Source organism: Herbaspirillum sp. CF444 (genome assembly GCF_000282135.1).
Lineage (GTDB): Bacteria > Pseudomonadota > Gammaproteobacteria > Burkholderiales > Burkholderiaceae_D > Herbaspirillum.
In genome coordinates this window covers 70,944-97,109 of record NZ_AKJW01000058.1, presented here as the reverse complement: position 1 = coordinate 97,109, position 26,166 = coordinate 70,944, and the positions used below count along the sequence as shown (strand labels likewise).

The 26,166-nt window shown below is 60.4% G+C and carries 26 protein-coding genes and 1 riboswitch; of the genes, 12 read left to right on the top strand and 14 right to left on the bottom strand.

Annotated features, from left to right (window positions below; all coding sequences use genetic code 11):
- Positions 1–4: 4 nt before the first annotated feature.
- From PMI16_RS10925 to PMI16_RS10910, 4 genes are all read right to left on the bottom strand, one after another.
- Entirely contained in the window at positions 5–1,228 is a 1,224-nt protein-coding gene (locus tag PMI16_RS10925) for a multifunctional CCA addition/repair protein (RefSeq protein ID WP_007879432.1), read from the bottom strand.
- A gap of 7 nt (positions 1,229–1,235) precedes the next feature.
- Positions 1,236–1,934, bottom strand: a complete 699-nt coding sequence (locus tag PMI16_RS10920) for a glutathione S-transferase family protein (RefSeq protein ID WP_007879431.1) — start codon at positions 1,932–1,934, stop codon at positions 1,236–1,238.
- Between the two features lie 41 nt (positions 1,935–1,975).
- Complete coding sequence (locus tag PMI16_RS10915; protein ID WP_007879424.1) at positions 1,976–2,944, bottom strand: complex I NDUFA9 subunit family protein; 969 nt, start codon at positions 2,942–2,944, stop codon at positions 1,976–1,978.
- 61 nt (positions 2,945–3,005) lie between these two features.
- Complete coding sequence (locus PMI16_RS10910) at positions 3,006–4,964, bottom strand: lytic transglycosylase domain-containing protein (protein ID WP_007879422.1); 1,959 nt, start codon at positions 4,962–4,964, stop codon at positions 3,006–3,008.
- A 26-nt stretch (positions 4,965–4,990) separates the two neighbouring features.
- Here PMI16_RS10910 and PMI16_RS10905 point away from each other — a divergent pair, with 26 nt between their 5' ends.
- Positions 4,991–5,599: a 5-formyltetrahydrofolate cyclo-ligase gene (locus PMI16_RS10905; protein WP_007879414.1), complete on the top strand. Its 609-nt coding sequence runs from the start codon at positions 4,991–4,993 to the stop codon at positions 5,597–5,599.
- Between the two features lie 86 nt (positions 5,600–5,685).
- Here PMI16_RS10905 and metF read toward each other — a convergent pair whose 3' ends face one another.
- The 4 genes from metF to metK form a co-directional block, all read right to left on the bottom strand.
- Positions 5,686–6,528: a methylenetetrahydrofolate reductase [NAD(P)H] gene (gene metF, locus PMI16_RS10900; RefSeq protein ID WP_007879412.1), complete on the bottom strand. Its 843-nt coding sequence runs from the start codon at positions 6,526–6,528 to the stop codon at positions 5,686–5,688.
- A gap of 34 nt (positions 6,529–6,562) precedes the next feature.
- Entirely contained in the window at positions 6,563–6,916 is a 354-nt protein-coding gene (locus PMI16_RS10895) for a phage holin family protein (RefSeq protein ID WP_007879410.1), read from the bottom strand.
- Between the two features lie 133 nt (positions 6,917–7,049).
- Complete coding sequence (ahcY, locus tag PMI16_RS10890; RefSeq protein ID WP_007879409.1) at positions 7,050–8,465, bottom strand: adenosylhomocysteinase; 1,416 nt, start codon at positions 8,463–8,465, stop codon at positions 7,050–7,052.
- 45 nt (positions 8,466–8,510) lie between these two features.
- A riboswitch (S-adenosyl-L-homocysteine riboswitch) is annotated at positions 8,511–8,587 on the bottom strand.
- Positions 8,588–8,669: 82 nt separating this feature from the next.
- A complete protein-coding gene (gene metK, locus PMI16_RS10885) occupies positions 8,670–9,833 on the bottom strand; it encodes a methionine adenosyltransferase (RefSeq protein WP_007879407.1) in 1,164 nt (387 codons plus the stop codon).
- A 131-nt stretch (positions 9,834–9,964) separates the two neighbouring features.
- Between metK and PMI16_RS10880 the strand changes: the two genes are divergently transcribed.
- From PMI16_RS10880 to dapF, 3 genes are read left to right on the top strand one after another with little or no spacing between them, the layout of a single operon-like run.
- On the top strand, positions 9,965–10,858 hold the full coding sequence (locus tag PMI16_RS10880) for a lysophospholipid acyltransferase family protein (protein WP_272942479.1): 894 nt from the start codon (positions 9,965–9,967) through the stop codon (positions 10,856–10,858).
- Positions 10,855–11,736, top strand: a complete 882-nt coding sequence (locus PMI16_RS10875) for an LpxL/LpxP family acyltransferase (RefSeq protein WP_007879403.1) — start codon at positions 10,855–10,857, stop codon at positions 11,734–11,736. Before PMI16_RS10880 ends, PMI16_RS10875 begins: the two co-directional genes overlap by 4 nt.
- 27 nt (positions 11,737–11,763) lie before the next feature.
- Entirely contained in the window at positions 11,764–12,615 is an 852-nt protein-coding gene (gene dapF / locus PMI16_RS10870; RefSeq protein WP_007879398.1) for a diaminopimelate epimerase, read from the top strand.
- 87 nt (positions 12,616–12,702) lie between these two features.
- On the opposite strand, the gene PMI16_RS10865 is transcribed toward dapF, so the two are convergent.
- A complete protein-coding gene (locus PMI16_RS10865) occupies positions 12,703–14,298 on the bottom strand; it encodes a tetratricopeptide repeat protein (protein WP_007879396.1) in 1,596 nt (531 codons plus the stop codon).
- A 370-nt stretch (positions 14,299–14,668) separates the two neighbouring features.
- On the opposite strand from PMI16_RS10865, the gene PMI16_RS10860 reads away from it, so the two are divergent.
- From PMI16_RS10860 to PMI16_RS10840, 4 genes are all read left to right on the top strand, one after another.
- Complete coding sequence (locus PMI16_RS10860; RefSeq protein WP_007879394.1) at positions 14,669–15,841, top strand: porin; 1,173 nt, start codon at positions 14,669–14,671, stop codon at positions 15,839–15,841.
- A gap of 236 nt (positions 15,842–16,077) precedes the next feature.
- Positions 16,078–16,743 carry a DUF484 family protein gene (locus PMI16_RS10850; protein ID WP_007879390.1) on the top strand — a complete coding sequence of 222 codons (666 nt, stop codon included), beginning with the start codon at positions 16,078–16,080 and terminating at the stop codon, positions 16,741–16,743.
- Between the two features lie 28 nt (positions 16,744–16,771).
- Positions 16,772–17,752: a tyrosine recombinase XerC gene (locus PMI16_RS10845; protein WP_007879388.1), complete on the top strand. Its 981-nt coding sequence runs from the start codon at positions 16,772–16,774 to the stop codon at positions 17,750–17,752.
- Between the two features lie 130 nt (positions 17,753–17,882).
- Positions 17,883–18,464 (top strand): Fur family transcriptional regulator, encoded by a 582-nt coding sequence (locus PMI16_RS10840; RefSeq protein WP_007879380.1) that lies wholly within the window; start codon positions 17,883–17,885, stop codon positions 18,462–18,464.
- On the opposite strand, the gene PMI16_RS10835 is transcribed toward PMI16_RS10840, so the two are convergent.
- Positions 18,461–19,195 (bottom strand): pyrimidine 5'-nucleotidase, encoded by a 735-nt coding sequence (locus PMI16_RS10835; RefSeq protein ID WP_085942267.1) that lies wholly within the window; start codon positions 19,193–19,195, stop codon positions 18,461–18,463. The genes PMI16_RS10840 and PMI16_RS10835 overlap by 4 nt on opposite strands.
- 30 nt (positions 19,196–19,225) lie before the next feature.
- Between PMI16_RS10835 and PMI16_RS10830 the strand changes: the two genes are divergently transcribed.
- A complete protein-coding gene (locus PMI16_RS10830; protein ID WP_007879376.1) occupies positions 19,226–20,146 on the top strand; it encodes a TraB/GumN family protein in 921 nt (306 codons plus the stop codon).
- A gap of 83 nt (positions 20,147–20,229) precedes the next feature.
- Here PMI16_RS10830 and argB read toward each other — a convergent pair whose 3' ends face one another.
- From argB to PMI16_RS10810, 4 genes are all read right to left on the bottom strand, one after another.
- Entirely contained in the window at positions 20,230–21,129 is a 900-nt protein-coding gene (gene argB, locus PMI16_RS10825) for an acetylglutamate kinase (protein ID WP_007879374.1), read from the bottom strand.
- Between the two features lie 136 nt (positions 21,130–21,265).
- Entirely contained in the window at positions 21,266–22,057 is a 792-nt protein-coding gene (locus tag PMI16_RS10820; RefSeq protein WP_007879372.1) for an SPOR domain-containing protein, read from the bottom strand.
- A gap of 39 nt (positions 22,058–22,096) precedes the next feature.
- Complete coding sequence (locus PMI16_RS10815) at positions 22,097–22,858, bottom strand: type III pantothenate kinase (protein ID WP_007879370.1); 762 nt, start codon at positions 22,856–22,858, stop codon at positions 22,097–22,099.
- A gap of 4 nt (positions 22,859–22,862) precedes the next feature.
- Positions 22,863–23,717: a biotin--[acetyl-CoA-carboxylase] ligase gene (locus PMI16_RS10810; RefSeq protein WP_007879369.1), complete on the bottom strand. Its 855-nt coding sequence runs from the start codon at positions 23,715–23,717 to the stop codon at positions 22,863–22,865.
- Between the two features lie 197 nt (positions 23,718–23,914).
- Between PMI16_RS10810 and PMI16_RS10805 the strand changes: the two genes are divergently transcribed.
- The 3 genes from PMI16_RS10805 to PMI16_RS10795 are packed head-to-tail and all read left to right on the top strand — an operon-like array spanning position 23,915 to position 26,038.
- Positions 23,915–24,985, top strand: a complete 1,071-nt coding sequence (locus PMI16_RS10805) for a VanZ family protein (RefSeq protein ID WP_007879368.1) — start codon at positions 23,915–23,917, stop codon at positions 24,983–24,985.
- 47 nt (positions 24,986–25,032) lie between these two features.
- Complete coding sequence (locus PMI16_RS10800) at positions 25,033–25,380, top strand: (2Fe-2S) ferredoxin domain-containing protein (protein WP_034379984.1); 348 nt, start codon at positions 25,033–25,035, stop codon at positions 25,378–25,380.
- A 22-nt stretch (positions 25,381–25,402) separates the two neighbouring features.
- Positions 25,403–26,038 (top strand): alpha/beta hydrolase, encoded by a 636-nt coding sequence (locus PMI16_RS10795; RefSeq protein WP_007879366.1) that lies wholly within the window; start codon positions 25,403–25,405, stop codon positions 26,036–26,038.
- Positions 26,039–26,166: the final 128 nt, after the last annotated feature.

Below are 26,166 nucleotides of genomic sequence, written 5' to 3'. Positions count from 1 at the left end.
CAGTTTAACGAACCTGAGCCGCGTAGTCCGTCACGGCCTCGGTACGCGCCGCCAGGATCGCTTCGGGAATGCGTTGCGGCTGCTCCCTGTACTTCGCCGCGATGGCGCCGGCGTCGACGCCTTGCGCGACTTTCAGTGCGCCCAGCAGATAGCCCAGCTGCGGAAATTCGACGTCTTCGAAACCGGTGCGGCCGCGGCGATCGCACTCGGATGCCTGCAGCATTTCCTTGAATCGTTCCGGCTTGCGAAAGCCGTCGCAACGCGCCAGCAAATTGACGATGGTGGCCGGACGCAGCTCGAACGCACGACCGACGTTGCCGTGTTCGCGCGCGGTGATGACGGCCAGATCGCGGCAATCGTTGGGGACTTTGAGGCGATCGCAAATCCCTTGCACCAATTCGACGCTGCGGCCTTCATGGCCGTGATGGCTGGGCCACAAGTCCGGCGGCGTGGTGCCTTTGCCGAGGTCGTGCATCAAGGCGGCAAAGCGCACGCCCAGCGAATACGAGCGGCTCGCCGCGTAGTCGAGCACCATCATGACGTGCACGCCGGTGTCGATCTCAGGATGATATTTGGCCGGTTGCGGAACGCCCCAGAGTGCATTCAGTTCGGGCAGGATGCGCGCCAATGCGCCGCATTCGCGCAGCACGTTGAACATGCGCGACGGCGTCTGCTCCATCATGCCGCGCGCCAGTTCCTGCCACACGCGTTCCGGCACCAGCGCATCGACTTCGCCGGCGCGCACCATCTCTTGCATCAGCGCATTGGTTTCAGGCGCAACGGTGAAATCGGGAAAGCGCGCAGCGAAACGCGCCATGCGCAGGATGCGCACGGGATCTTCGACGAAGGCATCCGAGACATGGCGGAACACGCGGCGACGGATGTCTTCCTGCCCGCGATAGGGATCGACCAGCACGCCGTCCTCGCCCTTGGCGATGGCGTTGATGGTGAGGTCGCGGCGCGCCAGATCCTGTTCCAGCGTGACGGCGCTGTCGGTGTGAAAGACGAAGCCCTTGTAGCCCGGCGCAGTCTTGCGCTCGGTGCGCGCGAGCGCGTATTCCTCTTGCGTCTCGGGATGCAGGAACACCGGAAAATCCTTGCCGACCGGCCGGAAGCCCTGGGCCAGCATGTCTTCCGGCGTGGCGCCGACGACCACGTAATCGTGATCCTGCACCGGCAAGCCGAGCAGTTCATCGCGCACCGCGCCGCCGACGACGTAGATCTTCATGGAGAGCTCAATGGTCCGGCAGGATTTCTTTTTCGGCCAGCGCCTCGGCAATCCACTTGGCCACCGCAGGGTGCGCGACGACGCGGTCGACGTAGGCTTGCAGCGCCGGCGCCAGCGACACGTGATAGCTGCGGAAGCGCATCACTACCGGCGCATAGAAGGCATCGGCAATGGAGAAATCGCCGAACAGGAATTCGTGATGACCGAATTCGGACAGACAGTCCTCCCAGATTTCGCACACGCGGCCGATGTCGCCCTGCGCTTCTGGCGTGCGCCCCTTGCCCGGGTAGCTGCCGCGGATGTCCATGCCCATGGCGCTGCGCAGGCCGGTGAAGCCGGAATGCATTTCGGCGACGATGCTGCGCGCCACGGCGCGCGCGGAGGTTTCTTGCGGCCACAGCGCGCGGTCAGGGAATTGTTCGGCAAGGTATTCGCAGATCGCCAGCGAATCCCAGATGTGCGTTTGCCCGTCGAGCAGCACCGGTACGCGGCCGGCGGCGGAATATTCGGCGATCTTGCCGGCGGTGTCGGGCTGGTCGAGGCAGATGCGGACTTCGCGGAAAGGAATGTCGAACGCGGTGAGCACCACCCAGGGGCGCATCGACCAGGATGAGTAGTTCTTGTTGCCGATGACCAATGTGATGGCATTCTTGCCTGCCTTTTCCAGCGTGGCCGACAGGGTTGGATCGAGTTCGGTGTTTTGCATGCTGTCTGTCCTTTGATGACTTGTCTTGCTCTTAACCCTGTTCAGCGTCGCGCGCCGCGCCGGTGAGCGTCCATTTGCTGCTGCATGTGCACGCCCGCAAGGTAGCGCGGTGCAATCGCTTCCAGCGCAGTCGGCGTGATGCCCAGTTCCGCGGCCATCGGCCCGCCGGCAATATTATCCACCTGCATGGAAGCAAGATTATCGCGACTCATCATGCGTCCTGGCAAATGTTCCAGGCAAAAGGCTTGCAAAGATGCCAATGCCGGCGGCAGACCGACGACAGGACGCGGATGGCCGGAATAGATGCCGGCCAGTTGCACCAGCTGGCGCAGGGTATAGATCTTCGGCCCGGCCAGTTCGTAGGTTTTGCCGCTGGTCGATTCATGCTGCAAGGCGGCGACAAATGCCTGCGCCACATCGCCGACATAAACCGGCTGGAATTTGGCGTCGGCGCCGCCCAAGGGCATGAGCGGAAACCGTTTTTGCAAGGCCGCGAACATGTTCAAAAACCGGTCCGCTTCACCGAACACCACCGATGGACGGAACACTGTCGTGGCGATATCGCTGTCGGCAAATGCAGCCGCTTCTCCGGCAGCCTTGGAACGCAGATACATCGACGGTCCCTGCGCGGAGGCGCCGAGCGCGCTCATGTGCAGATAGCGTCTGACGCCATGGCGCTTGCAGGCGGCGACGATCTTGCGCGGCAAATCCACGTGCGCCTGCAGGAAATCGGGACCATAAGCGCTGCCGCCGGGGCCGCTGCGCGAATGCAGGATGCCGACCAGATTGACGACGGCGTCGATGCCGTCGAACAACGCGTCCAGCGCTGTCTCGTCGTGCACGTCGGCGATCACGGTGCGCACGGTCGGCATCACCAGCAAATGCTTGCTGCGCTCGTAGCGACGCGTCGGCACCACGACGCGGCTGGCGGTGGTGCGCGCCAGTTGCGCCACCACCTGGCTGCCGATGAAACCGGAACCGCCGATTACCAGTATGTTTTTATACGCCATGGTCAGTTATCGCTTTCTTTACTTATATGCCTCACCGTAGCGCTGTCTGCTTAATACAGGATCACGGCAAATCGGTCGGAGTATTGGTGCGCGGTGCGACCGTGCCGAGGCGCTGTTTCAGTGATTGCGGCTTGTTCTCGAACAACGCGGCATAGTAGGTCGCGTTGGACATCACGTTCTTGACGTAGCCGCGCGTCTCGTTGAACGGAATCGATTCGGCGAAGATCGCGCCTTCCACCGGCCGGCTCAGGGTAGAGCGCCAGGTGCGCGGACGCCCCGGACCGGCGTTGTAGGCCGCCGTCGCCAATGCCTGCGAGCCGTCGAGATTGTTGAGCACCATGTTGAGATAGCTGGTGCCGAGCAGCAGGTTGGTGTTGATGTCGTTGATCTGGTCTTGCGTAAATTCGGTGAGGCCGATTTTCTTGGCGACATACTTCGCGGTGGACGGCATCAATTGCATCAGGCCGGACGCGCCGACATAGGATTTGGCGTTCTTGATGAAGCGAGATTCCTGCCGGATCAGACCGTAGACCCAGGCGTTTTCCAGGCCCAGCGGACGCGTGTTGGCGCTCATCTCGGTCAGGTGCGGTGCCGGGAAGCGCTGGGTGAAATCCATCTCCAGCCTGGTGCGGTCCGAAGTGTTGACCATGCGGTCGAGCACGTCGCTCTGGCGCGCGAATTCCGCGGCGGCGAGCAACTGGCGGTCATTCATCTTGCGCAGTTCCCAGTTCCATTCCCGGATGCCTTCGTAGCGCATGTTCAGGTCGTAGAATTTGAGCGCGCGCTTGAAGCCGGTGTTCTGCGCCATCGGCGCGATCTCGGCCGGCGTCGGCGGCACCGGGCCCGACGGGATCACGATTTTCTGGCCGAGGTCTTCGGTGGCGAGTTGGCCGTAGAAGCTGACGTTGGAGGCAATCGACTGGAACAGGCGCTGCGCCGCTTCGGCCTGGCCGTCCTCTTTCAGCGCGCGCGCCAGCCAGTAGGTCCAGGTGATGTCGTTGCGCAAGGAGCCGGGCATGGCGTCGATGGTGGCTCTGACCATTTTCCAGTCGCCGGCGCGCAAGGCGATGCGCGCCTTCCATTGATAGGATTCGTAGGACAGCGGCGCATCCTTGGTCTTGCGCCAGTAATCGATGGCTTCCGGCATCAACTTCATCGACGCCGGCAAGGCGATCTGCGCCCAGGCGATGGCCTGCTCCTGCGCGGTCAGCCCGGAAGCGCTGCCGAGGAAGCTCGCCGCCTGCTGCGGATTGCCCTTGGCGGCGCGGCCGATGGCGATAATGTACAACTCGTGCGCGGTGCGCCCCTGCCCCGGACCGCGCGCCAGCATCAGCGCCGGCTTGTCGATGACTTGTTGCAGGCTGACGTCGCCGTTGTCGGTGAAGATCGCCGCGCGGCGCGCCACGGTGGTGTTGCCGGCCTCGACCGCCTGGCGGATCTGCGCCCACAGGTCGCTTTCGCCGAACTGGTGGTTTTGCGCCAGCGTGCCGATCAGGTCGCTGCAACCCTGGCCGTAGTCCTTGGGACTGGTCAGCAAGGCGCGCGCTTCATCGGCGACATTCTGGCCCTTGAGGGCGCGTGAATTGAGAGCAAAGCATTTGACCTGCACGTCGTCGTTGAGGACGAACAAGGGATACTGCTCGTCGAAAGTCGTCCAGTCGCCGGTCTTGCCCAACGCCAACAACCAGTCGTTGCGCAGGCGGTCGGCAATGGCGCTGCCGTCGTAACGCGTCAGGAAATCGCGAATCTCGGAAACCGGCGCGGTGAAATCGCGCACGCGCGGTTTGAGCCGATAATAGTCGACATAAGAAGGAATGACATAATCCGGCAGACGCGCCGCCAGATTCATCGCCGTCGCCGAATCGTCCGCGCGGGCGGCGTCGCGCAAGGCGAGAAAGACGTCATCGGACGCGGCGTTGGCGGAAGGACGTTTTTGCGCATGGGCCGGCATCGCAAAACCAAGTGCCGCTGCCGTTGCTGCGGCGCAGGTGATCACAACCACGCATTTCTTTAATTGCATTCTTATACAACCTTAGATTGAGACAGATGACGACTTCAAGGATAGCACGCGACACCACGCCGTCCGACACTGCCCTGACCACGGCAATAACGGCATCGCCGGCTTCGGACAAATCCGCGCTGCGCACCCGCTTGCTGGCGGCCCGCAAAGCCATGACGCCTGCCGCCAAGGCCGCGGCGGAAGCCGCCATTTGCGCGCGCCTGCTGGCCTGGCTGCAGACCCGGCAGGTTTCCAGCATCGGTGTCTACCATCCGATCCGGCAGGAACCGGATCTGCATCCGGCTTATAACGCGCTGAGTACCCAAGGCGTGCACCTGTCGCTGCCGATTATTCGCGGAAAAGAGCAACCGCTGGAATTCGTGCGCTGGACACCGGGGGAAACGCTGGTCAAGGATGCCATGGGGACTTCCGTCCCGGTGCATGGGGAGATCGTACAGCCGCAGGCTTTGCTGATTCCCTGCCTGGGGTTTAACGCCGCGCGGCTGCGGCTGGGCTACGGCGGCGGTTTCTACGACCGCACGCTGGCGCAGATGCCGCATCCGCTGGCGATCGGGATCGCCTATGCCGATGCGCAGGTGGATTTTGAGGGACAGGCGCACGATATCGCACTGGACTTGATTATTACTGACGCCTGAATCGGGTGATGCAGCGTCACGCAAGGACATGAAAAAAGCCGGCATCTGCCGGCTTTTTTGCTTGCGATCCAATCTCTCCGGATGACTCAGGCGACCAGGCGTTGCCAGATTGCCATCGTCGCGGCAGGTTGATTGAGCGTGTAGAAATGCAGGCCGGGAGCGCCGCCTTCCAGCAACTGTTCGCACAGTTGTGTCACGACATCCAAGCCGAAGGCGCGGATCGACTCGCCGTCGTCGCCGTAGCTGGCCAGCTTGAGACGGATCCAGCGCGGGATTTCGGTGCCGCACATGTCGGAAAAACGCATCAGCTGCGTGTAATTCGTGATCGGCATGATGCCGGGCACGATGGGCGCGCTGATGCCCAGCTTTTCCGCTTCGTCGACGAAATTGAAATAGGCGTCGGCATTGTAGAAATACTGCGTGATGGCGGCATCGGCACCGGCCTTGATCTTGCGTGCGAAGTTCTGCACGTCGTCCTGCGGCGACTTGGCCTGGGGATGCATTTCCGGATAGGCGCCGACTTCGATATGGAACCAGTCGCCGGTTTCCGCGCGAATGAATTCGACCAGCTCATTGGCATAATGGAATTCGCCGGAGGCCGTATCGACTGCACCGAAACCGCTCGGCAAATCGCCGCGCAAGGCGACAAGTTTCTTGATGCCGTGCGATTTGTAATTGCTGAGGATGTCGCGCAATGTCGCGCGCGAGCTGCCGATGCAGGAAAGATGCGGCGCGGCGATGTGGCCTTCGCGCATGATCTCGAGCACCGTGTCGAGCGTGCCTTGCTGCGTCGAACCGCCGGCGCCGAACGTGACCGAGAAATACTTCGGCTGCAGTTCGGCCAGCTTGGCGCGCGTGACGCGCAGTTTTTCCGTACCCTCAGGCGTCTTCGGCGGGAAAAACTCGATACTGAAATTATGTTGTGTCATGGAAGAATCAATCCGTAATCAGATTACCGCGCAATCAGTTGCGCCCGGATTTCAGCAGCAACGTGGACAAGGCCCAGGAGACGATGCTGTACAACAACGCGCCGCCGACGGCCGCCCAGAAACCCGCCACGTGGAAACCACCCACCAGTTGCGCCACCACCCAGAACATCAGGCCGTTGATCACGAGGATGAACAAGCCCAGCGTCAGCAGCGTCACCGGCAAAGTCAGGATCACCAGCACCGGGCGCACCAGCGTATTGACGAAACCGAGAATGAGCGCAGCGATCAGGGCCGCGCCGAAACTGTCGACCTGCACCGAATGCATGAGGTAAGGCACGGCCAGCAAGGCCAGCGCATTGATCAACCAGAGAATCAGCAAACGCGTCATGAAATGTCCTTTCGAGCGGCGCATCGGCCGGATTTCAACAATCTGCGTAATTGCTGCGATCCGGCCGATGGCGGGTAAAGCTGTTGAACAACCGGGCAATCACGGCTGTAATCCACGTTGCCCGGTCAGCTAATTAATAACGGTAGTGATCAGGCTTGTAAGGGCCGTCTGTCTTCACGCCGATGTAAGAAGCTTGTTCCGCGGTCAGTGTGCTCAACTGGGCATTGAGTTTCTTCAACTGCAGACGTGCAACCTTTTCGTCCAGATGCTTCGGCAATGTGTAAACGCCGACCGGATAGTTCTTGGTGTTGACGAACAATTCGATCTGGGCAATGGTCTGGTTGGCGAACGACGAGCTCATCACATAGGACGGATGGCCGGTGCCGCAGCCGAGGTTGACCAGACGACCTTCCGCCAGCAGGATGATGCGCTTGCCGTCGGGGAAGATGATGTGGTCGACTTGCGGCTTGATGTTTTCCCAGGTGTATTGCTTCAGTGCGGCGACTTCGATTTCGTTGTCGAAGTGGCCGATGTTGCAGACGATGGCCTGGTCTTTCATCTTCTTCATGTGATCGTGCGTGATCACATGGTAGTTGCCGGTACATGTCACGAAAATATCGCCGTGTTCGGCGGCGTAATCCATGGTGACGACGCGGTAGCCTTCCATTGCCGCCTGCAGTGCGCAGATCGGATCGATTTCAGTGACCCAGACTTGTGCCGACAAGGCGCGCATGGCTTGCGCCGAGCCCTTGCCGACGTCGCCGTAACCGGCGATGACGGCAACCTTGCCGGCGATCATGACGTCGGTGGCGCGCTTGATGCCGTCGACCAGCGATTCACGGCAGCCGTACAGGTTGTCGAACTTGGACTTGGTGACGGAATCGTTGACGTTGATCGCAGGGAAGGCCAGCTTGCCGTCCTTGTGCATCTGATACAGGCGGTGCACGCCGGTGGTGGTTTCTTCGGTCACGCCCTTGATTTGCGCCAGGCGCGAGGAGTACCAGTTGGTGTGGCTGGCCAGGCGCTTCTTGATGGAGTTGAACAGGCAGATTTCTTCTTCCGAAGTCGGGTTGTTCAGTACCGATGCGTCTTTTTCAGCGCGCGTACCCAGGTGCAGCAGCAGTGTTGCGTCGCCGCCGTCGTCGAGGATCATGTTGGCTTGTTCGTTCTCGCCGCCTTGCCATTCGAAGATGCGGTGCGTGAATTCCCAGTAGTCGTCCAGCGACTCGCCCTTGAACGCAAACACCGGCGTGCCCTTGTCGGCGATTGCCGCGGCAGCGTGGTCTTGCGTCGAATAGATGTTGCAGGATGCCCAACGCACCTTGGCGCCCAGCGCTTCCAGCGTCTGGATCAGCACGGCGGTCTGGATGGTCATGTGGATGGAACCGGTGATGCGCGCGCCCTTCAGCGGTTGAGCGGCTGCGAATTCTTCACGGATGGCCATCAGGCCCGGCATTTCGGTTTCTGCGATCTTGATTTCCTTGTGGCCCCATTGCGCCAGGCCGATATCGGCGATCACATAGTCTTTGGTAGTGGAATTGGTAGTCATGACTGCGGCGTTCTCACGCCCTCCTTTCAAGAAATCAGAAAAAAAGTAACGTGAGCGCAGTTGCTTGGTGACGGTATCAAGCCTGGCAAGATCGATGTCTTGTCGCAACGCTCCTTGATACGGAAAGGCATTGTAAATCCTTTAGGTGTGCAATGCCAACACACCGCAGCAATCCGGCCGCAAGAACCGGATTGCGCCGAGGAATTACAGACCGGCGGCGGCCTTCAGTGCAGCAGCCTTGTCGGTGCGTTCCCACGAGAATTCCGGCTCTTCGCGACCGAAGTGGCCGTAAGCGGCGGTCTTCTGATAGATGGGGCGCAGCAGGTCCAGCATCTGCACGATGCCCTTGGGACGCAGGTCGAAATACTCCTGCACCAGTTGCGACAGCTTTTCATCGCTGACCTTGCCGGTGCCGAAGGTGGTGACCATGACCGAGGTCGGCTTGGCGATACCGATGGCGTACGACACCTGGATCTGGCAACGCGACGCCAGGCCGGCGGCCACGATGTTCTTGGCGACGTAACGGCCGGCGTAAGCTGCCGAACGGTCGACCTTGGAAGGGTCCTTGCCGGAGAATGCGCCGCCGCCGTGCGGTGCTGCGCCGCCGTAGGTGTCGACGATGATCTTGCGACCGGTCAGGCCGCAATCGCCTTGCGGGCCGCCGATGACGAAACGACCGGTCGGGTTGATCAGGTAACGGGTATTCTTCAGCCATTCAGCCGGCACGACCGGGCGGATGATTTCTTCGATCGCCGCTTCTTCGATGGCCTTGTGCTCCATTTCAGGCGCATGCTGGGTCGACAACACGATGGTGTCGATGGCGACCGGGCGGCCGTCGACATACTTCAGCGTGACTTGCGACTTGGCGTCCGGGCGCAGCCATGGCAGGCGGCCGTCCTTGCGCAATTGCGACTGGCGTTCGACGATGCGGTGTGCGTAGTAAATCGCGGCAGGCATCAGTTCCGGCGTTTCGTCGCAAGCGTAACCGAACATCAGTCCCTGGTCGCCGGCGCCCTGGTCGAGGTCGAGGCCCTTGCCTTCGTCGACGCCCTGGGCGATGTCCGGCGATTGCTTGTCGTAGGCGACCAGCACGGCGCAGCTCTTGTAGTCGATGCCGTAGTCGGCGTTGTCGTAACCAATGCGCTTGATGGTTTCGCGGGCGACGTCGATGTAGTCGACGTTGGCGCGTGTGGTGATTTCACCGGCGAGTACGACCAGGCCTGTGTTGCACAGGGTTTCGGCGGCGACGCGGGACAGTGGATCTTGTGCAAAGATGGCATCCAGAATCGCATCGGAAATCTGGTCGGCTACTTTGTCTGGGTGGCCTTCCGAGACGGATTCGGAAGTAAAGAGAAATTCATTGGACATCACAGGCTCCTGCTATATAGAGATTTAACCGATGTCGCGGCTAATCCCTAGCCTGCGACGCTTTAGCGAAATTTATATCCCGTCTCGCAAGTTGTCATTAACTCGACGGCTTTCGTGCTATTTTACGCCTCTTGCAAAAATTCGGCAATTTCACGGCATTATTCACGGTAACGGCAAGTATGATTTTTTCTTTATTCCGCCTGCTATCTTTTTTCCCGCTGCCCCTGCTGCACCTCACCGGGATCGCGATGGGCTGGCTTGTCTACCTGGCTTCGCCGTCCTACCGCAAGCGCCTGAAAGAGAATCTGACCCGCGCCGGCTACCGGCAACATTTGTTTGCTGCAATCAACGAATCGGGCAAAGGCATCTTCGAATTGCCCTTCGTCTGGTGCGCCTCTCCCAAACGCGTCCTGCGCACCGCCCGTATTGAAAACTGGAAACTGGCGCAACAAGCGCTGGACGCCAAAACCGGCGTGGTCTTCCTGACGCCGCACCTTGGTTGCTTTGAAATCATCGCGCAAGCCATTGCCGAACAAACATCGCTCACGGCACTGTATCGCCCGCCGCGCAAGGCCGCCTTGAAACCCTTGATCGAAGGCGCGCGTTCGCGCCCGAACCTGCATCTGGCGCCGGCCAATCTGTCCGGCGTACGCGTTCTGCTCAAAGCACTGAAAGCGGGCAAAGCGATCGGCTTGCTGCCCGACCAGGTACCGCAACACGGCGAAGGCGTGTGGGCGGATTTCTTCGGCAAACCGGCATACACCATGACCTTGTCGGCCAAGATGCATCAGATGAGCGGCGCGCCGATCATCCTGTCGTATGCCGAACGCCTGTCATGGGGGCGCGGCTTCGTGATCCGCTTCGTCGCCTTCGAGGAAGAACTGGGCGAGACGCCGGAGCAACAAGCGCGCGCCATCAACCTGGCCATGGAAAAACTGATTTCGCGCTGCCCCGCACAATATATATGGAGCTATAACCGCTACAAGACGCCGCCCGGCGTCACTGCCCCGGGAGCGGCGCAATGAGGGCATTGATTGCCATGATGTGGCTGCTGCACTGGCTGCCGTTGCCGATCCTGGGCCGCCTCGGCGAAGGCTTGGGCTCGTTGCTGTTCATCATCATGAAGCCGCGCCGCCACATTACCCTGACCAACTTGCGGCTGTGCTTTCCCGGCAAGTCGGAGGCGGAACGGGAAACCATCGCCAGGCAGCACTTCCAGGCGTATGCCCGCAGCGCGCTGGAACGCGGCATTCTGTGGTGGGCCTCGGAAAAACGCCTGAAGCGCCTGATCAGGATCGACTCCGGCGTGCCGGTGGATGTAATCAAATCCGGCCCTACCATCCTGCTTTGCCCCCATTTCGTCTGCCTGGAGATTCCCGGCATCGCGCTGGTGCTTAATTCAGACCTGTCCATTTGTACTATTTATTCCAAACAACAAAACGAAGTCGTTGACCAGGCACTGCTTAAAGGCCGCTCCCGCTTCCGTCCGGTGACCTTGCTATCGCGCGAAAAAGGCGTCAAGCCCATCATCCGCGCCATGCGCGACGGCCTGCCTTTCATCATGTTGCCGGACATGGACTTCGGCCTGCGCGACGCCGAATTTGTCCCCTTCTTCGGGAGACCGGCTGCCACCTTGACCGCCACTGCACGCATTGCCGCAGCAACGCACGCCAACGTCATCCCCATGATCACCACCTTCCTGCCGGATTACCAAGGCTGGAAAACCACGTTCTATCCGGCCTGGGAAAATTACCCGGGTGACGACATCGTAGAAGCCACGCGCAAAATGAATGCCTTCATCGAGCAGCGCGTGCTGGAAGCCCCGGCGGAATATTTTTGGGCGCACAAGCGCTTTAAAACCCAGCCTGAAGGCCTAACTAATGTATACGGCCAGGATGACTAAGCGCATCCGGCATCTATAATAAGTGTCATGAAAATCAAATTCACCAAAATGCACGGCGCCGGCAACGACTTCGTTGTGGTGGACGCCATCAACCAGAACATCGATCTGACTGCAGATCAGTGGAAGTTCATCGCCGACCGCCGTTTCGGCATCGGCGCCGACCAGATGCTGGTGGTGGAAAAAACGCAGTCGCCGGGCATTGATTTTCGCTATCGTATTTACAACGCCGACGGCGGCGAGGTCGAGCAGTGCGGCAATGGCGCCCGCGCATTCGCCCGCTTCGTCAGCGACAAGGGACTGACGACAAAACGCGCTATCCGCGTGGAAACTTTGTCCGGCGTGATTGAGCCGACCCTGGAAGACGATGGGCGCGTGACCGTTGACATGGGTGCGCCGATATTGACGCCGGAGCAAGTGCCGTTCGACGCCGCCGGCCTGTCCGGCAAGACGGAAGGCGTCGATACGCTGTGGCCGCTGGACGTGAACGGCAAGACAACGTGGATTTCCGTGGTGTCGATGGGTAATCCGCATGCCGTGCAAATCGTGGCGGATACCGAAGCCGCGCCGGTGCTGATCGACGGCCCCGCGATCGAACATCACCAGCGCTTCCCGAAGCGCGTCAACGCCGGCTTCATGCAGGTAGTCAATCGCCACAACGTCAATTTGCGCGTCTTTGAACGCGGCGCGGGCGAAACCCTGGCCTGCGGCACCGGCGCCTGCGCCGCAGTCGTCGCCGGCATCCGGCGCGGCTTGCTGGATGCGCCCGTTGCCGTGCAAACCCACGGCGGAGAACTGGTGATCAACTGGGCCGGCCCCGGTCTGCCGGTAATGATGACCGGTCCGGCGGTTTCGGTGTTTGAAGGCGAAATCGAAATCTGACCGCTGTTTTGGCTACGGCATTCCACCAATAAAAAAGAGATGGCAACTTGCCATCTCTTTTTTATTTCTGCGCCCTTGCTAAAGGAGTCAGGACTCTTCGGCCAGATCGCTCTCTTCTTCGCGCTCGTCCGCAGCCTGGGGCAAGGCTGTTTTCAGGCGATACATGCGCTGGCGATAATTGCCTTCCGGTCCGTTCAGGCTGCAATCGACATCTTCGAACAGCCGACCGATGCGATTGAGCACTTGCCGCTCGTCGCCGGTCTCTATTAATATGAGGCGCCGCTTGCTGCGCGCATAGTAGTCACGGATATCGACCACCAGGCAGTGGCCACAATCGGCCTGCTTCAGGTCGATCAGCAAGGCCTCCGGTCGCGTCAGCCCGAACAGGATCGCCAATTCCAGCCGCGCCGCCAAAAATGGGTAGGCGCTCAGAAATTCACGCGTCATGTGACGCCGCGCCTCGACCGCCCAATCGGCGGGCGCCGGACGATCGGCGATTTTATCCAGCAGATCGCGGGCATCGGCATTGTTCTGCGCCGCCGCCTTTTGCAACCAGTAGACCGCCCGCACATCGTTGGACGGATCGTCGCGGCGATTGCGCCAGGCGCTGCTGCCGCATTCCAGCTGCGCCAGCGAGTGCCCCATTTCGGCAGCGCGCTCCAGGTAATGCTGCGCATCCGCCAGATTGCGCTGGGAGAACTCGGGCTTCAAATAGATGCGCGACAAGGCAAACCACGCCGACGCCAACCCGCGCTCCCCGGCCTGGGTCAGCCAGCGGATCGCCTTCTTATAATTAGCGGACCCGAAATCGGGAAAAGCGCGGCCGCCGTCTTCCTGCATGCGCGCAAAGAACAGCCCCAGCGACAATTGCGCTGTCTTGTCGTCGGCATAGGCGCCCAGCTCCAGCAATTGTTGCGCTTCGTCGACATCAAGATTTTCGATTTTCGACAACACCTGCGCCAGACGGGACAGTAAAACAATATTGCCGTCGCCCAGATACCGTGCAAGCGCCTCCGAGGGAGCGTTCAATTGCGGCAGATCGGCGCCATATTGCGCCAGCAGAGAACGCCCCAGCGGCAAAGCCCGCCGGATGAAATCTTCCCGGTCATGGCGAAGCCAGGCGGCGTCGGCCAATGACAACTGCGCCGGACCGACGCCGGCATCCGCCGCTTTTTGCGCCCATTTGGCGGCAGCTTGCGTCGCTTCTTGCCGGGACTCTCCGGCGACTGCAGGCGCCGCACCGGCAATCTGCCCGCCGGCCTGCTGCTGCGCCAGCAGCCATTGCGCCTCGGCAGTACCGGCATGCGCTTCCGCCTCCAGCACCTTGATTGCCTTGCCCAGCATGGACTGGGCCTCGGCCTGCGCCCGATACGCCAGCACCAGGCGTGCAAACGCCAGGCCGGCCGCTTTCAGACCGGCGTCGAATGCCCGCTCGTACCACAGCACATAGTCAAGCGGCCGCGGCGCCTGTGCCACCACGTCATAAGGAATGTGTTCGCCGATCAGCGACCAGGCATCAGCGGCCCCTTGGCGTGCAGCACGATCCAACCAATGCAGCGCCGTCGCGAAACTTTGCGGCAAACCGTTGCCGCCAAACAGATAGCGCCGTCCCAAGGCCAACTGCGCCTCAGCCTGCCCGGCGCGCGCCGCCCGAATAATTGCCAGATCTTCCCGACTCGCCATAAATCAATCCAAGCCCACTTTCGAAGGAAAAAATTATCCCCCATAAATCACTATATTTTTTTAATCCGTCTATTTAGCAAACAATATGGAGCTTTAAAACAACAAATCAAGTCTTTAAACGCCATTTTGTTGCCGTCAAAACAATTTGATAACGCCATGACATCGGCAAATCGCAAAAATGCGTCCCGTACAGAGAACCAGGGCTAAAGCGTTAGAAAAAAACAACACTCGTGCAGGGGTTTCGGAATTTCAACCAAAACTCTGTCCGCCAAACGACCAATCTGAGGCCATGGTTAATGAGAACCCTTAATGTCTCACCATCCGACTAGATGTACGGATCCTCAAGACTATTTTTATAGAAGGATGTCAAATGAAAAAATCTCTGCTTGCACTGGCCGTTCTCGGCGCGTTTGCAGGTGCTGCACAAGCACAAAGCTCCGTCACAATCTACGGTATCGTTGATACCGGCATTGTTTACACAAGCAAGGCTGTCACCGCAGCTGGCACTGGCACTGGCTCCAAGTTTGGTCTGAATTCCGGCATCATCCAAGGTTCCCGTATCGGCTTCAAGGGCGTTGAAGATCTGGGCGGCGGTCTGAATGCAGTGTTCCAACTGGAAACTGGCTTCACCAACGACAACGGCGGCCTGCAAGGTTCCGACGCAGTGACTTCCTCGAACCTGTTCCGTCGTAAGTCGGTTGTTGGTCTGAACGGTGGCTTCGGTACTGTTCTGCTGGGTCGTCAAACTGACTACGCAGATACCATCAGCGCATACACATCGGTTAACGACTTCGGTGGCCTCACCGGCGCAGTCGGTCACAACATCGACCGCCTGGAAGGTACACGTACCAACAACTCCATCAGCTACACCACCAACAACCTGGGTGGCTTCACCGGTAACCTGATCTACGGTTTCGGCGAACAAGCTGGTCAAACGACAGCCGGCCAATCGTTCGGTCTGGGTGGTAAGTACGACAACGGCCCACTGGGTCTGGGTTTGAACTACTACCAATCGAAGCAAGGTTCGACACCTAGCGATACTCAGCTGACATCGACTACAGCTGGCTACTACGCACCGAATTCCGCTCAAGCCGGCAATTCGGCACTGAAGGTTTTGAACGTTGTTGCCAGCTACCAGTTCGGCCCAGCACGCGTGTACGGTAACTACTCGCGCGTCAAGCAAGGTCTGAACACAGCTACTCCAGCATCGATCGCTGTTTCGACTCTGGGTACAGCTAACAAGATCGACGTTTATGAACTGGGTACTGCATGGTCCCTGACCCCATCCCTGAAGCTGCTGGGCGCAGTCACACACACACGTGCTGACTTCAACTCCGCATCCAAGGGCAAGCTGACTCAAATCAGCCTGGGTACAGACTACTGGCTGTCCAAGCGTACCGACCTGTACGCATTCGTTGCTAACACACGTGCTTCCAACATGGCTAACACCGGCGTGTTCGGCGATGCAACTGGCAATGCAACAACAGGTGGTGTTGATTCCAGCCAAACAGCAGTTGCTGTTGGTATCCGCCACAAGTTCTAATTTAAGTCTCTGACCTCTGGCGTGCAAACGCCGGAATCAGAACTTGATTGAACAATTCGGGCTTACATGAGCAATCATGTAAGCCCGTTTTTATTGGCAGACGCAGCTCCGACAGCCTGATTAAAAAGTTGTCAGCACCGACGATAGCGTAGATAATCTCGCGATATTGCGGATATGCAAGCCCGGCTGCGCTTCGCATGCCATGCCGTAAAACACTCAACCCAACAAGCATGCACATGACTCCTCTGGATTCCGATTCGATTGCCGACTATTTGCTCGACCATCCGCACTTCTTCGAAGAGCATGCGGAGTTGCTTGGCCGGATCCGACTCACCAGCCCGCTGCTGGGACGCGCCATCTCCCTGCAAGAGCGCCAGATGGAAATCCTGCGTGAGAAGATCAAGGTGCAAGAGTTGCACATGGCTGATCTGATGCGCATCGCACAAGAAAATGACGAGATCACCAGCAAATTTCAATCGTGGACGCGTTCTCTGCTGCTGGCCCGTAACGACAGCGACCTGCCCCAGGTCTTGTCCGGCAATTTGCAAACCATCTTCAATGTGCCCCAAGTTACGCTGCGACTCTGGAACATCGCCGAAAAACACGACGGCAACTGGTTCACCGCAGCCGTATCGGAAGACGCGCGCATTTTCGCCAATGGCCTGACCACGCCGTTCTGCGGCCCCAACAACGAATTCGAAGCCGCCGGCTGGCTCGAAGACGCTGCGTCGGTCAAATCCATCGCCATGCTGCCACTGCGTGTCGGCGCGGCGCCCGAAGCGTTTGGCCTGCTGGTGCTGGGTTCGTCCGATCCGAGCCGTTTTACGGCGGACATGGGCACCGATTTCCTGACGCGCATCGGCGAAACCGCCAGCGCAGCCCTGGCCTGCCTGCTACACTGAAACATCTCTTTTCTCCTCGACCACCCGTGTGAGCACCGAATCCACTCAAGTCGCTGCTGATCGTCACGTCGAAGGCTATCTCGACAGCCTGCAGAACCAACGCATGCTGTCGCACCACACTATCACCGGTTATGCACGCGACCTGGCTGAACTGAGTGCATTGGCGCAGACTGCCGGCATCATGCTCGCGGCCGTTTCTCACTTCCAGATCCGCAAATTCGCCGCACAGTTGCACGGCAAGGGCCTCAATGCCCGCTCCATCGCGCGCAAACTGTCGGCGTGGCGCGGTTTTTACGAATGGCTGTCGGAACAAGGCGGGTTGAAATCGAACCCCGTCGATGGCGTCAAGGCGCCCAAAAAAGCCAAGCCCTTGCCCAAGGCGCTGGCTGCCGACGATGCCGTACATCTGGTGTCTCACAGCAATCCGCTCAAGGATGCCGAAGCGCCGGCCCAGCTTTGCAATCTCGCCATGTTTGAACTGCTGTATTCCAGCGGTCTGCGTGTATCCGAGCTGGTTGGCCTGGACGCACGCTACCACCACGAAGCGGAATATACCTCGTCGGGCTGGATCGACATGGACAGTTGCGAAGTCACCGTCACCGGCAAAGGTAACAAGATGCGTGGCGTGCCGGTAGGGCAACCTGCAATGCTGGCGCTGAAGAACTGGCTCGCGGCACGGGAAAGCGTTCTCGCCAAACACGCCGATGCCGACCGCCGCGCTCTTTTCCTGAACGAACGCGGCGCCCGCATGTCGGCCCGCGTGACGCAATTGCGCATCAAAGCCCATGGCCAGGCGCTGGGCATGGCGACGAACGTGCACCCCCACGTGTTGCGTCACTCCTTCGCCTCGCACGTCTTGCAAGGCTCGGGCGATTTACGCGCAGTCCAGGAGATGCTCGGCCATGCATCCATCACGGCAACGCAGGTCTACACTTCACTCGACTTTCAGCGCCTCGCACAGGTCTACGACGCCGCCCATCCCCGCGCCAAGAAAGTTGCTCCGAAATAATCGCATGAAGGGACGCGCGACGATGCTTTATTGCACCGGCCTGGCGCGCGCGGAACGCTTGCTGCGGCGAATTGCGGCATAATTCGTCCATAGGCTTTTACTTCAAAGCCGGAACCCCAGCAAACGTCCCATGAAATCCAAACCAGCCGACACCGTCATGCCAACCGCTCTCGCCCAAGCCCCGGTCCCGGCCAAAGCGCAAGCGTTGGCTGAATTGCAATTGCGCGACGCGTCCGTGCGCGTGACGCAGGCGCGCGTCAGCGTCATGGCGGCACTGCTCAGCGCGCGCAGCGCCGTGTCGCATCAGGATATTCAGGATCAACTGGTCGACATGGACCGCGTCACGCTGTACCGCGCGCTCGATTGTCTGACCGAAGCCGGGCTGGCGCACAAAATCGCCAGCGACGACCGCATTTTCCGCTACAACGCCGGCGCCGGCGCGGAACATCACGACCATGGCGCTCATCAGCATGCGCATGGCCACCCGCAACACCAGCACGGCCACTTCAAATGCACTCGCTGCGCCCGTGTGTTTTGCCTCGACGGCAGCGGCGAAGCAGGTTTTCTGGAAAGCGTCCTGCCTTCGTCCGGCAAGCGCCAGACCACGGCGGCACAGCTCCAGACCGCCTTGCAAAAATCACTGGGCAAAGGCTTTCAAAGCCACGAAATCGAATTGACCATCAAGGGCTGGTGCGCGGATTGCGCCGATTAAGCGCGCGCGACCAAGCGGCGCAAATGGCCAGTCAATTGCCGCACTGATCTCACCTTGACGTCGACGTAAGACGGATGCATCGTCAACATGCGACGCACTCCGGCCGAAGAGAAATGCGGATTTCCGGTCAAATATTGCGTCACCCACGCCGTGCGCAAACCCAGTTCCTTCGCTGATTTCAGGTTCGCCGGCGTATCTTCCACCAGTACGCAGCGATGAGCGGCGACACGCTCGCGCGCCAGCAGCTTGCGCAGCATCTGCCGCGACGGCTTGGGTTTCAATTGCCGGTGCACACGCATCGATTCGATGGAAATGTGCTGGTCGAAATGCCGGTGCAGACCGAGATAGCGCACGACGTCCCGCGAATAACGCAACGGCGCATTCGTCAGCAAAATCTTGCGACCCGGCAAACGCTTGAGCATGTTCAGCAAACCACGCTCGGCGCGGATCATGTCGAACAAGTCGTCGAAGTGGTGCGCCTCGCGCAGGAAATCGTCCGGCAGCACCTGATGATGCTGCACCATCCCCAGCAAGGTCGCGCCATACAAACGCCAGTAACGCTGACGCAACGCATTGACGGCCTCCTCGTCGGACGGCAGGCCCTGCTCCTTCAGCACGCGTTCCATGAACACATTCATGTTGGCGTTGATTGCCGGGAAGATCGCGTGGGAAGCGTTGTGGAGGGTGTTGTCGAGATCGAAAAGCCAGAGCGGTGTAGTATTCGGCACGATGAAACTGGATGAAGTGAACAAGGATACGAAATGGTGCGACGTCTGATTATAGTGATATTCGCCTGGACGCTTGGTCTTTATCTGCCCATGGCGGAAGCCGCCGGTGCGACACAGGCTGCAGCAGAAAACGGACGGCATGGCGCATTGTTCAAAGTCCGGGATGCACATCACACGCTGTATCTGTTCGGCACCATCCACGTCGGCGCGGACAATTTCTATCCGCTCGAACCTCGCGTCATGCAGGCGCTGGAACAAGCTCCCGCCATCGCGCTGGAAATCGATCCGCAGAAAATTCCGGCGATGCAGGCAGCAGTCCTGCAATACGGTTTCTATCCCGACGGAAAAAGCTATCTCACCGAACTGAATCCCGAGCTGTTGCAACAAGTCCGGGCTGCGTTGCAGAAATACCATGTCCCGCCCGACGCAGTCGGTCGCTTCCGCCCGTGGATGATCGCCAGCCTGCTGACCATCCAGGAATTCGACAGCAAGGGCTACCGCTCCGAACTTGCCGTCGACAGCTACCTCGCCAACCTCATCCAGAAACGCAACAAGCCCATCATCGAACTGGAGAGCGCGGCAACACAACTGGCTTTGTTCGGCGCACTGAGCGAGTCGCAGCAAGACCTGCTGCTGGAAGACACCATCAAAGAGTTGAATGACCCCGCCGGCGCAGCCAAGGTGGTGGAACTGGCCGAATATTGGCGCACCGGCAACCTGCAAGGTCTACAAGGCTTGCTGGACGAGATGGAGAGCGACAAGAGTTTCGTCGGCCGTTTTACCAAGGAAGTGTTGCTGGACCAGCGCAATCCCTTGCTCACCGATCGCATCGCCGCGCTGCTGAAACGGCAGGACGGCGTCTTCGCCGCCATTGGCATCCTGCATCTGGTCGGCCCCACGGGCGTGCCGGCATTACTGAAACAACAGGGATATACGGTCGAACGCATTTACTAGGATCCGGCGTTCCATGCACCAGATACAAATGAAAAAGGCGCCGCCGGTTTCCCGGAAGCGCCTTTTCCTTTACGCCGCAACGATCAGTGCGAACGGATCATCGTACCGAATGCCTGCTCGGTCAGCACTTCCAGCAACAGCGAATGCTCGATGCGGCCGTCGATGATGTGAACGGTATTGACGCCCGACTTGGCGGCGTCCAGCGCCGACGAGATCTTCGGCAACATGCCGCCCGAAATCGTGCCGTCTTCGAACATCTCGTCGATTTCGCGCGCCGACAGATCGGTCAGCAGATTGCCCTTCTTGTCTTGCACGCCGGCAATGTTTGTCATCATGATCAGCTTTTCGGCGTGCAGGATCTCGGCGATCTTGCCGGCCACCACATCGGCGTTGATGTTGTAAGCCTGACCATCGTCGCCGAAGCCGATCGGCGAAATGATCGGAATGAAGGCGTCATCCTGCAAGGCCTTGACCACCGCCGGATTGATCGCTTCGATCTCGCCGACAAAACCGATGTCGAGGAATTCGCCCGGGTGCTCCTTGTCCGGCATGCGCATCTTGCGCGCACGGATCAGGCCGCCATCCTTGCCGGTCAGGCCGACTGCCTGGCCGCCGTAGTGATTGATCAGCATCACGATGTCCTGCTGCACTTCGCCGCCCAGCACCCACTCCACCACTTCCATGGTTTCTTCGTCGGTGATGCGCATGCCTTGCACGAAGGTGCCTTGCTTGCCGATCTTCTTCAGCGCATTGTCGATCTGCGGACCGCCGCCGTGCACCACCACCGGGTTCATGCCGACCAGCTTGAGCAGGATGACGTCGCGCGCGAAACCGTGTTTCAGGCGCTCTTCCGTCATGGCGTTGCCGCCGTATTTGACGACGATGGTCTTGCCATGGAATTTGCGGATGTACGGCAAGGCTTCGGCCAGAATTTCGGCCTTGATTTGAGGGGCAACGTCGGTCAGATCGGTCAAGTCGGTCATAGCGCAAATCCTGAGCTGGGAAGAGATGTTCGGAATGTCCGCGATTTTACATGGAAAGCGCGCAGCTATTGTTGCGGATGTTGTCTTTTATCGGCACTCCCGCCAAATCGACCCGGGTCCGTAACCCGCGCCGGCCTTAGCCCGCGCAACTGCGCATCTCCTGATTCGGGAATTTTGCCTTGAGGCTGTCCAGGGAAGCCTTGGTCGCTCCGTCAATGCCGCGCCACTGGTATGTCTGCCTGGTCGAAGTGACATTGCGCGCGATGATGCGCGCGCTGCGCACGCCTTGCGAGATCAACTGACCGATGTAGGCCTTGGCGGCTTCCTCGGTCTTGAATACGCCCAACGAAATCGCCCAGCGCAGCGCCGGATTGGGTTGCGATTCCGGCATCACGTAGAAATCCTGGATATCGAGGCGACGCAGCTCGGCAGCCTTGCGGTCGGCGCCATCCCTGCCGTCTTGCGACGGCAGATAAACCATGTAACTGCCCGCCTCCTGAATGCTGCGCGACACCGGCTTGACGGACAAGTGCAGACCGGCAAGTTGGGCTTCGAACTTGCGCGCCTCGACAGTATTGAAATTGCCAATCTCGGTGCAAGCGATGGTTTCTGCCTTGGCTGCGCTCTTAGGATCAGGCTTGGTGTCCGCTTTCGATTCGGACTTGGCCTCGGCCTGCACAGCTGGCGTCTCGACGGCAGGCTTGGCATTCTTGTCGGCTTCAGCAGCCGCAAGCGGTGCCGCAGCCTTGGCCGGCGCCACCAGCTTCTCGCTGTTCGGCGGCAGGATCGTCAGCGTTTCCGGCTGCAACTGCAACTCCATGCGCTTGGGCTCGTGGCGTTCGGAAGCCGTCGCGCCCAGATAGCCGCGATTCACCGCAAACAAAACGCCATTCGCAATCAGCAATAGCCAAAAAAACAATTTCAGCATAGATAACGGTCAGCCCGATTCACCAAGAAAGAGAAAGCCTCAGACGCTCGCTGCCACATGCAGCCCGATCAACACGAGATTATCGACCTTTTCGCACGGCATCGCCAGATACGACGCCAGCACAGGCCCGGCGCCGCCGGCCAGCACACACAGCACGTCGCCGTGCAGCTCGCGATGCCGGACGACTGCGCGTTCGATGGCGCCCGTCTGCGCCGCGATGCAGCCGGCGACGATGGCGTCGGTCGTGTTGTCGGCAAAGGGAGTGACCGTCTCGCTGATGCTCTGTATCTGCGGAAGCTGGGCCGTATTGAGCGCCAGCGACGTCGCCATCACGCCGAGACCGGGCAGGATCATGCCGCCGATGAACTCGCCGCCAGCGGTAACGGCGTCGACCGTCGTCGCCGTGCCGCAGGTGGCAACAATCAGCGCGCGGCCCGGAAACAGCGCATGCGCGCCGATGGCGGAGGCGAAACGGTCGCATCCCAACTGGGCGGGATTTTGATAGCGGTTGCGCAAGCCGGCCAGTTCGGCTTGCGACGCGAACCAGGTCACCTCGATTCCTGCGCCGAAGACACCCTGCAATACTGCCAGCAATGCCTCGCGCAGAACCGGTCCGGCAACGTTGGAAACCACGACGCGCGCAATCTGCAATCCGCTCCACGCCGCAGACAAATCAGCCACCTCGCCGCGCGCCACCGAACCGGCATGCAGCCAGCGATCGGTCTGTCCCGACGCGAACGCGACGTCGCGCGGAACGCCCCATTTGACGCGCGTATTGCCGGCATCGATCAACAGCAACATGGCGTTACTCCTGCAACCGCAACGACACGTCGCCCGCCACCACGGCAATGCGTCCGCCCGCGGCATCCATCAAAAAACGACCTTTGTCGTCCACGCCGACGGCCGTGCCTTCGTGCACCACGCGGTCGTTGTCGAGGATGCGCACGGCGCGTCCGGCATAGGCGTGCAGGCGATTCCAGCGTGCCGCGAACGCGGCAAATCCCTGCACGTCGAATTCGGCCAGCGCGTCGGACAAAGCGCTCAGCAACAAGGCCAGCAGGCGCTCGCGGTCATGGCCGAGCAATTCGGACACGTCGGCGACCGCGCGTCCGATGCGGTTTTGCAAATCCTGCGGCATGGCGAGGTTGACGCCGATGCCGATCACGGTCCAGGTCGATGCCACCGTGCCGGCGTCGGCCGCTTTGTCTTGTGCCGTCTCGATCAGAATGCCGGCGAGCTTGGCGCCGTCGCGCAGCACGTCGTTGGGCCATTTCAATTCGACCTGCACGCCGAACACCACCAGCGCTTCTGCCAATGCGACACCGATGGCGAGCGGCAGGCCGATCAGCGCATGCACAGGGCGGCGAAATTTCCACGCCAGCGAAAACGTCAATGCCGAAGTGGCCGTCGTATGCCAGGCGCGACCGGCGCGGCCCCGGCCCGCCGTCTGCGATTCGGCGACCAGCAAAGTCGGTGCCGCCAGCGTGGCGACGCGCGCCAACAAATCGGCGTTGGTCGAGCCGGTTTGGGCGACCACCTCGATCGCGACAGGTTTGGCGTGCTCATTGCTCGATGCCGCGATCAATGCGGCAATGCGCGCGGCCGAAATCGTGGACGTGGCCGTCACAGCGCTGGAGGATGGGGAATCGGTGGCGTACATGGCGCACATTGTAACGGTTGTCGTTGATGCAAGCGACGAAGAAATCGGGTACCCTCGCCGGCATGGATGCCTCCCACCGACCTCCACAACCGCCTGCGCCGGCCGCCCAGTCGACCTCAGTTGCTGCGGCATCTGCTGCATCCGCGGCATCTGCAACAAGGCCCGTCGCCTCGTCATTCGCGCGCGTCAGCCTGCTGATGTATACGCTGCTGATCGTCTACGCCAGCTGGTATCCGTTCACCGGCTGGCGCGACATGGGCCTGCAACCCTGGGATTACCTGTGGGCGCGCCTGCCCTACTATTGGACCGGTTTCGACCTGTGGACCAACATCGTCGGCTATGCGCCGTTTGGCGCACTGATGGTGTTTGCACTGTATCCGCGCCTCCGTTCGTACTGGGCCGTGATCATCAGCATCATTGCCGGCATAACACTGTCGACGGTGATGGAAGCGGTACAGACGTATCTGCCGACGCGCATCCCGTCCAATCTCGATTTGATTACCAACAGTTGCGGCACGGTGCTCGGCGCATTGCTGGGCGCCTGGAGCGGACGCTATTTCCTGCGTGAAAGCCGTTTTCTCGAATTGCGCCGGCGCTGGTTCTCGCGCGAAGCCAGCCGCGGACTGGTGGTGGTCGGGCTGTGGCCGCTGGCGCTGATCTATCCGCAAAATCCGCTGTTCGGCCTCGGCCACCTGGTGCCGCCCTTGTCCGCCCTGCTCTCCGACCTGCTCGACACCCCCATCGACCTGGCGACCTGGTGGACCAACAATGCCCAACTGAGCGCCGAACAATACTGGCTGGCCGAGATCATCGTGACCGCCTGCGGCGTGACCGGCGCCATGCTGACCATGCTCCTGCTGCTGCGCAAGCAGGCGCCGCGCAACGCATTGACGGCCTGCTATCTGCTGGCCGCGGTCTTCATCAAGTCGCTGGCCTGCGCCTTGTTCTTCGCCCCTGAAAACGCCTTCGTCTGGTTCACGCCGGGCGCCGCCGGCGGCATGATCATCGGCGGCCTGATGGTCGCAGGCCTGTCGTTCGCACCGCTCAACGCACAGCGGCGCGTGGCCGGACTGGCCCTGATTTTCAGTCTGCTGGCAACCAACGCCGTGCCCGCCAACCCTTACTTCATATCGACGCTGCAAACCTGGGTGCAGGGCAAATTCCTGAATTTCGACGGCGCGGCGCAATTCCTCTCGGTGCTGTGGCCCTTCCTGGCGCTGTGGTTCCTCTATCATCCCGTGCACCGCAAGCCGGGCGGCCAGAAATAACGAGGTGTATCATGGTGCCTTTGGTCCATTCCCCCCGAGCTCCCGATATGGCAGACACCGCAGATACAACAGATACTCCAGACAAACCATTCTACGAACACCACGTTTTCTTCTGCTTGAATCAACGCAAACCCGGCGAACGCACTTGCTGCGCCGACAAGGGCGCGCAGGCGGCGCAAGAGCACGCGAAAAAACGCATCAAGCAACTCGGCCTGGCCGGCGAAGGCAAGGTCCGCATCAACAAGGCCGGCTGCCTGGAACGCTGCGAAGAAGGCCCGGTGGTTGTCATCTATCCGCAAGGCACCTGGTACACCTACGTCGACAATCAAGACATCGATGAAATCATCGACTCCCACATCGTCGGCGGCAAGATCGTCGATCGCCTGAAAATCTGAACACCTGAATGCCACGCACGCAATGAACGCCCAAACACAATCGTTCCTGATCCCCGGCGCAGTCGGCCCGCTCGAATGCGCGCTGGACCTGCCGGACCCCGAGCAATTCGCCGCGCCGCGCGGCCTGGCGCTGGTCGCCCATCCGCATCCGCTGTTCGGCGGCACCATGGACAACAAGGTCGCGCAGACGCTGGCGCGTTCTTTCCTGGCGCTCGGCTACGTGACGGTGCGCATGAATTTCCGCGGCGTCGGCAAATCCGAAGGCGTGCATGACCACGGCCAGGGCGAAACCGACGACATGGCGCTGCTGCTCGCGCACATGCGCCGGCAATATCCGGAGTTGCCGCTGGCGTTGGGCGGCTTCTCGTTCGGCACCTTCGTGCAGGCGCAACTGCAACAGCGCCTGATCGCCGAAGGCACGCCGGCCGAACGCCTCGCGCTGGTCGGCACCGCCGCCGGCAAGTGGCCGATGCCGGAGGCGCCGGCCAATACCATCCTGATTCACGGCGAGCTGGACGACACGATTCCGCTGACTGCCGTTCTCGACTGGGCGCGTCCGCAGGAATTACCAGTCATCGTGATTCCCGGCGCCGATCACTTTTTTCATCGCAAACTGCAACATATCAAGAACCTGATAGTCCAAATGTGGCATCGCTGATTCCTGTCCCATGCTCCTACTGCGAGGCCGTGATCCGGCGCCGTCCGGTGCTCGGAATCCTCGTGTACTGAAGTACACTCCGGTATCCTGCGCTCCGGTCGTCACCGGCTGACGGCCTCTCGCTACGG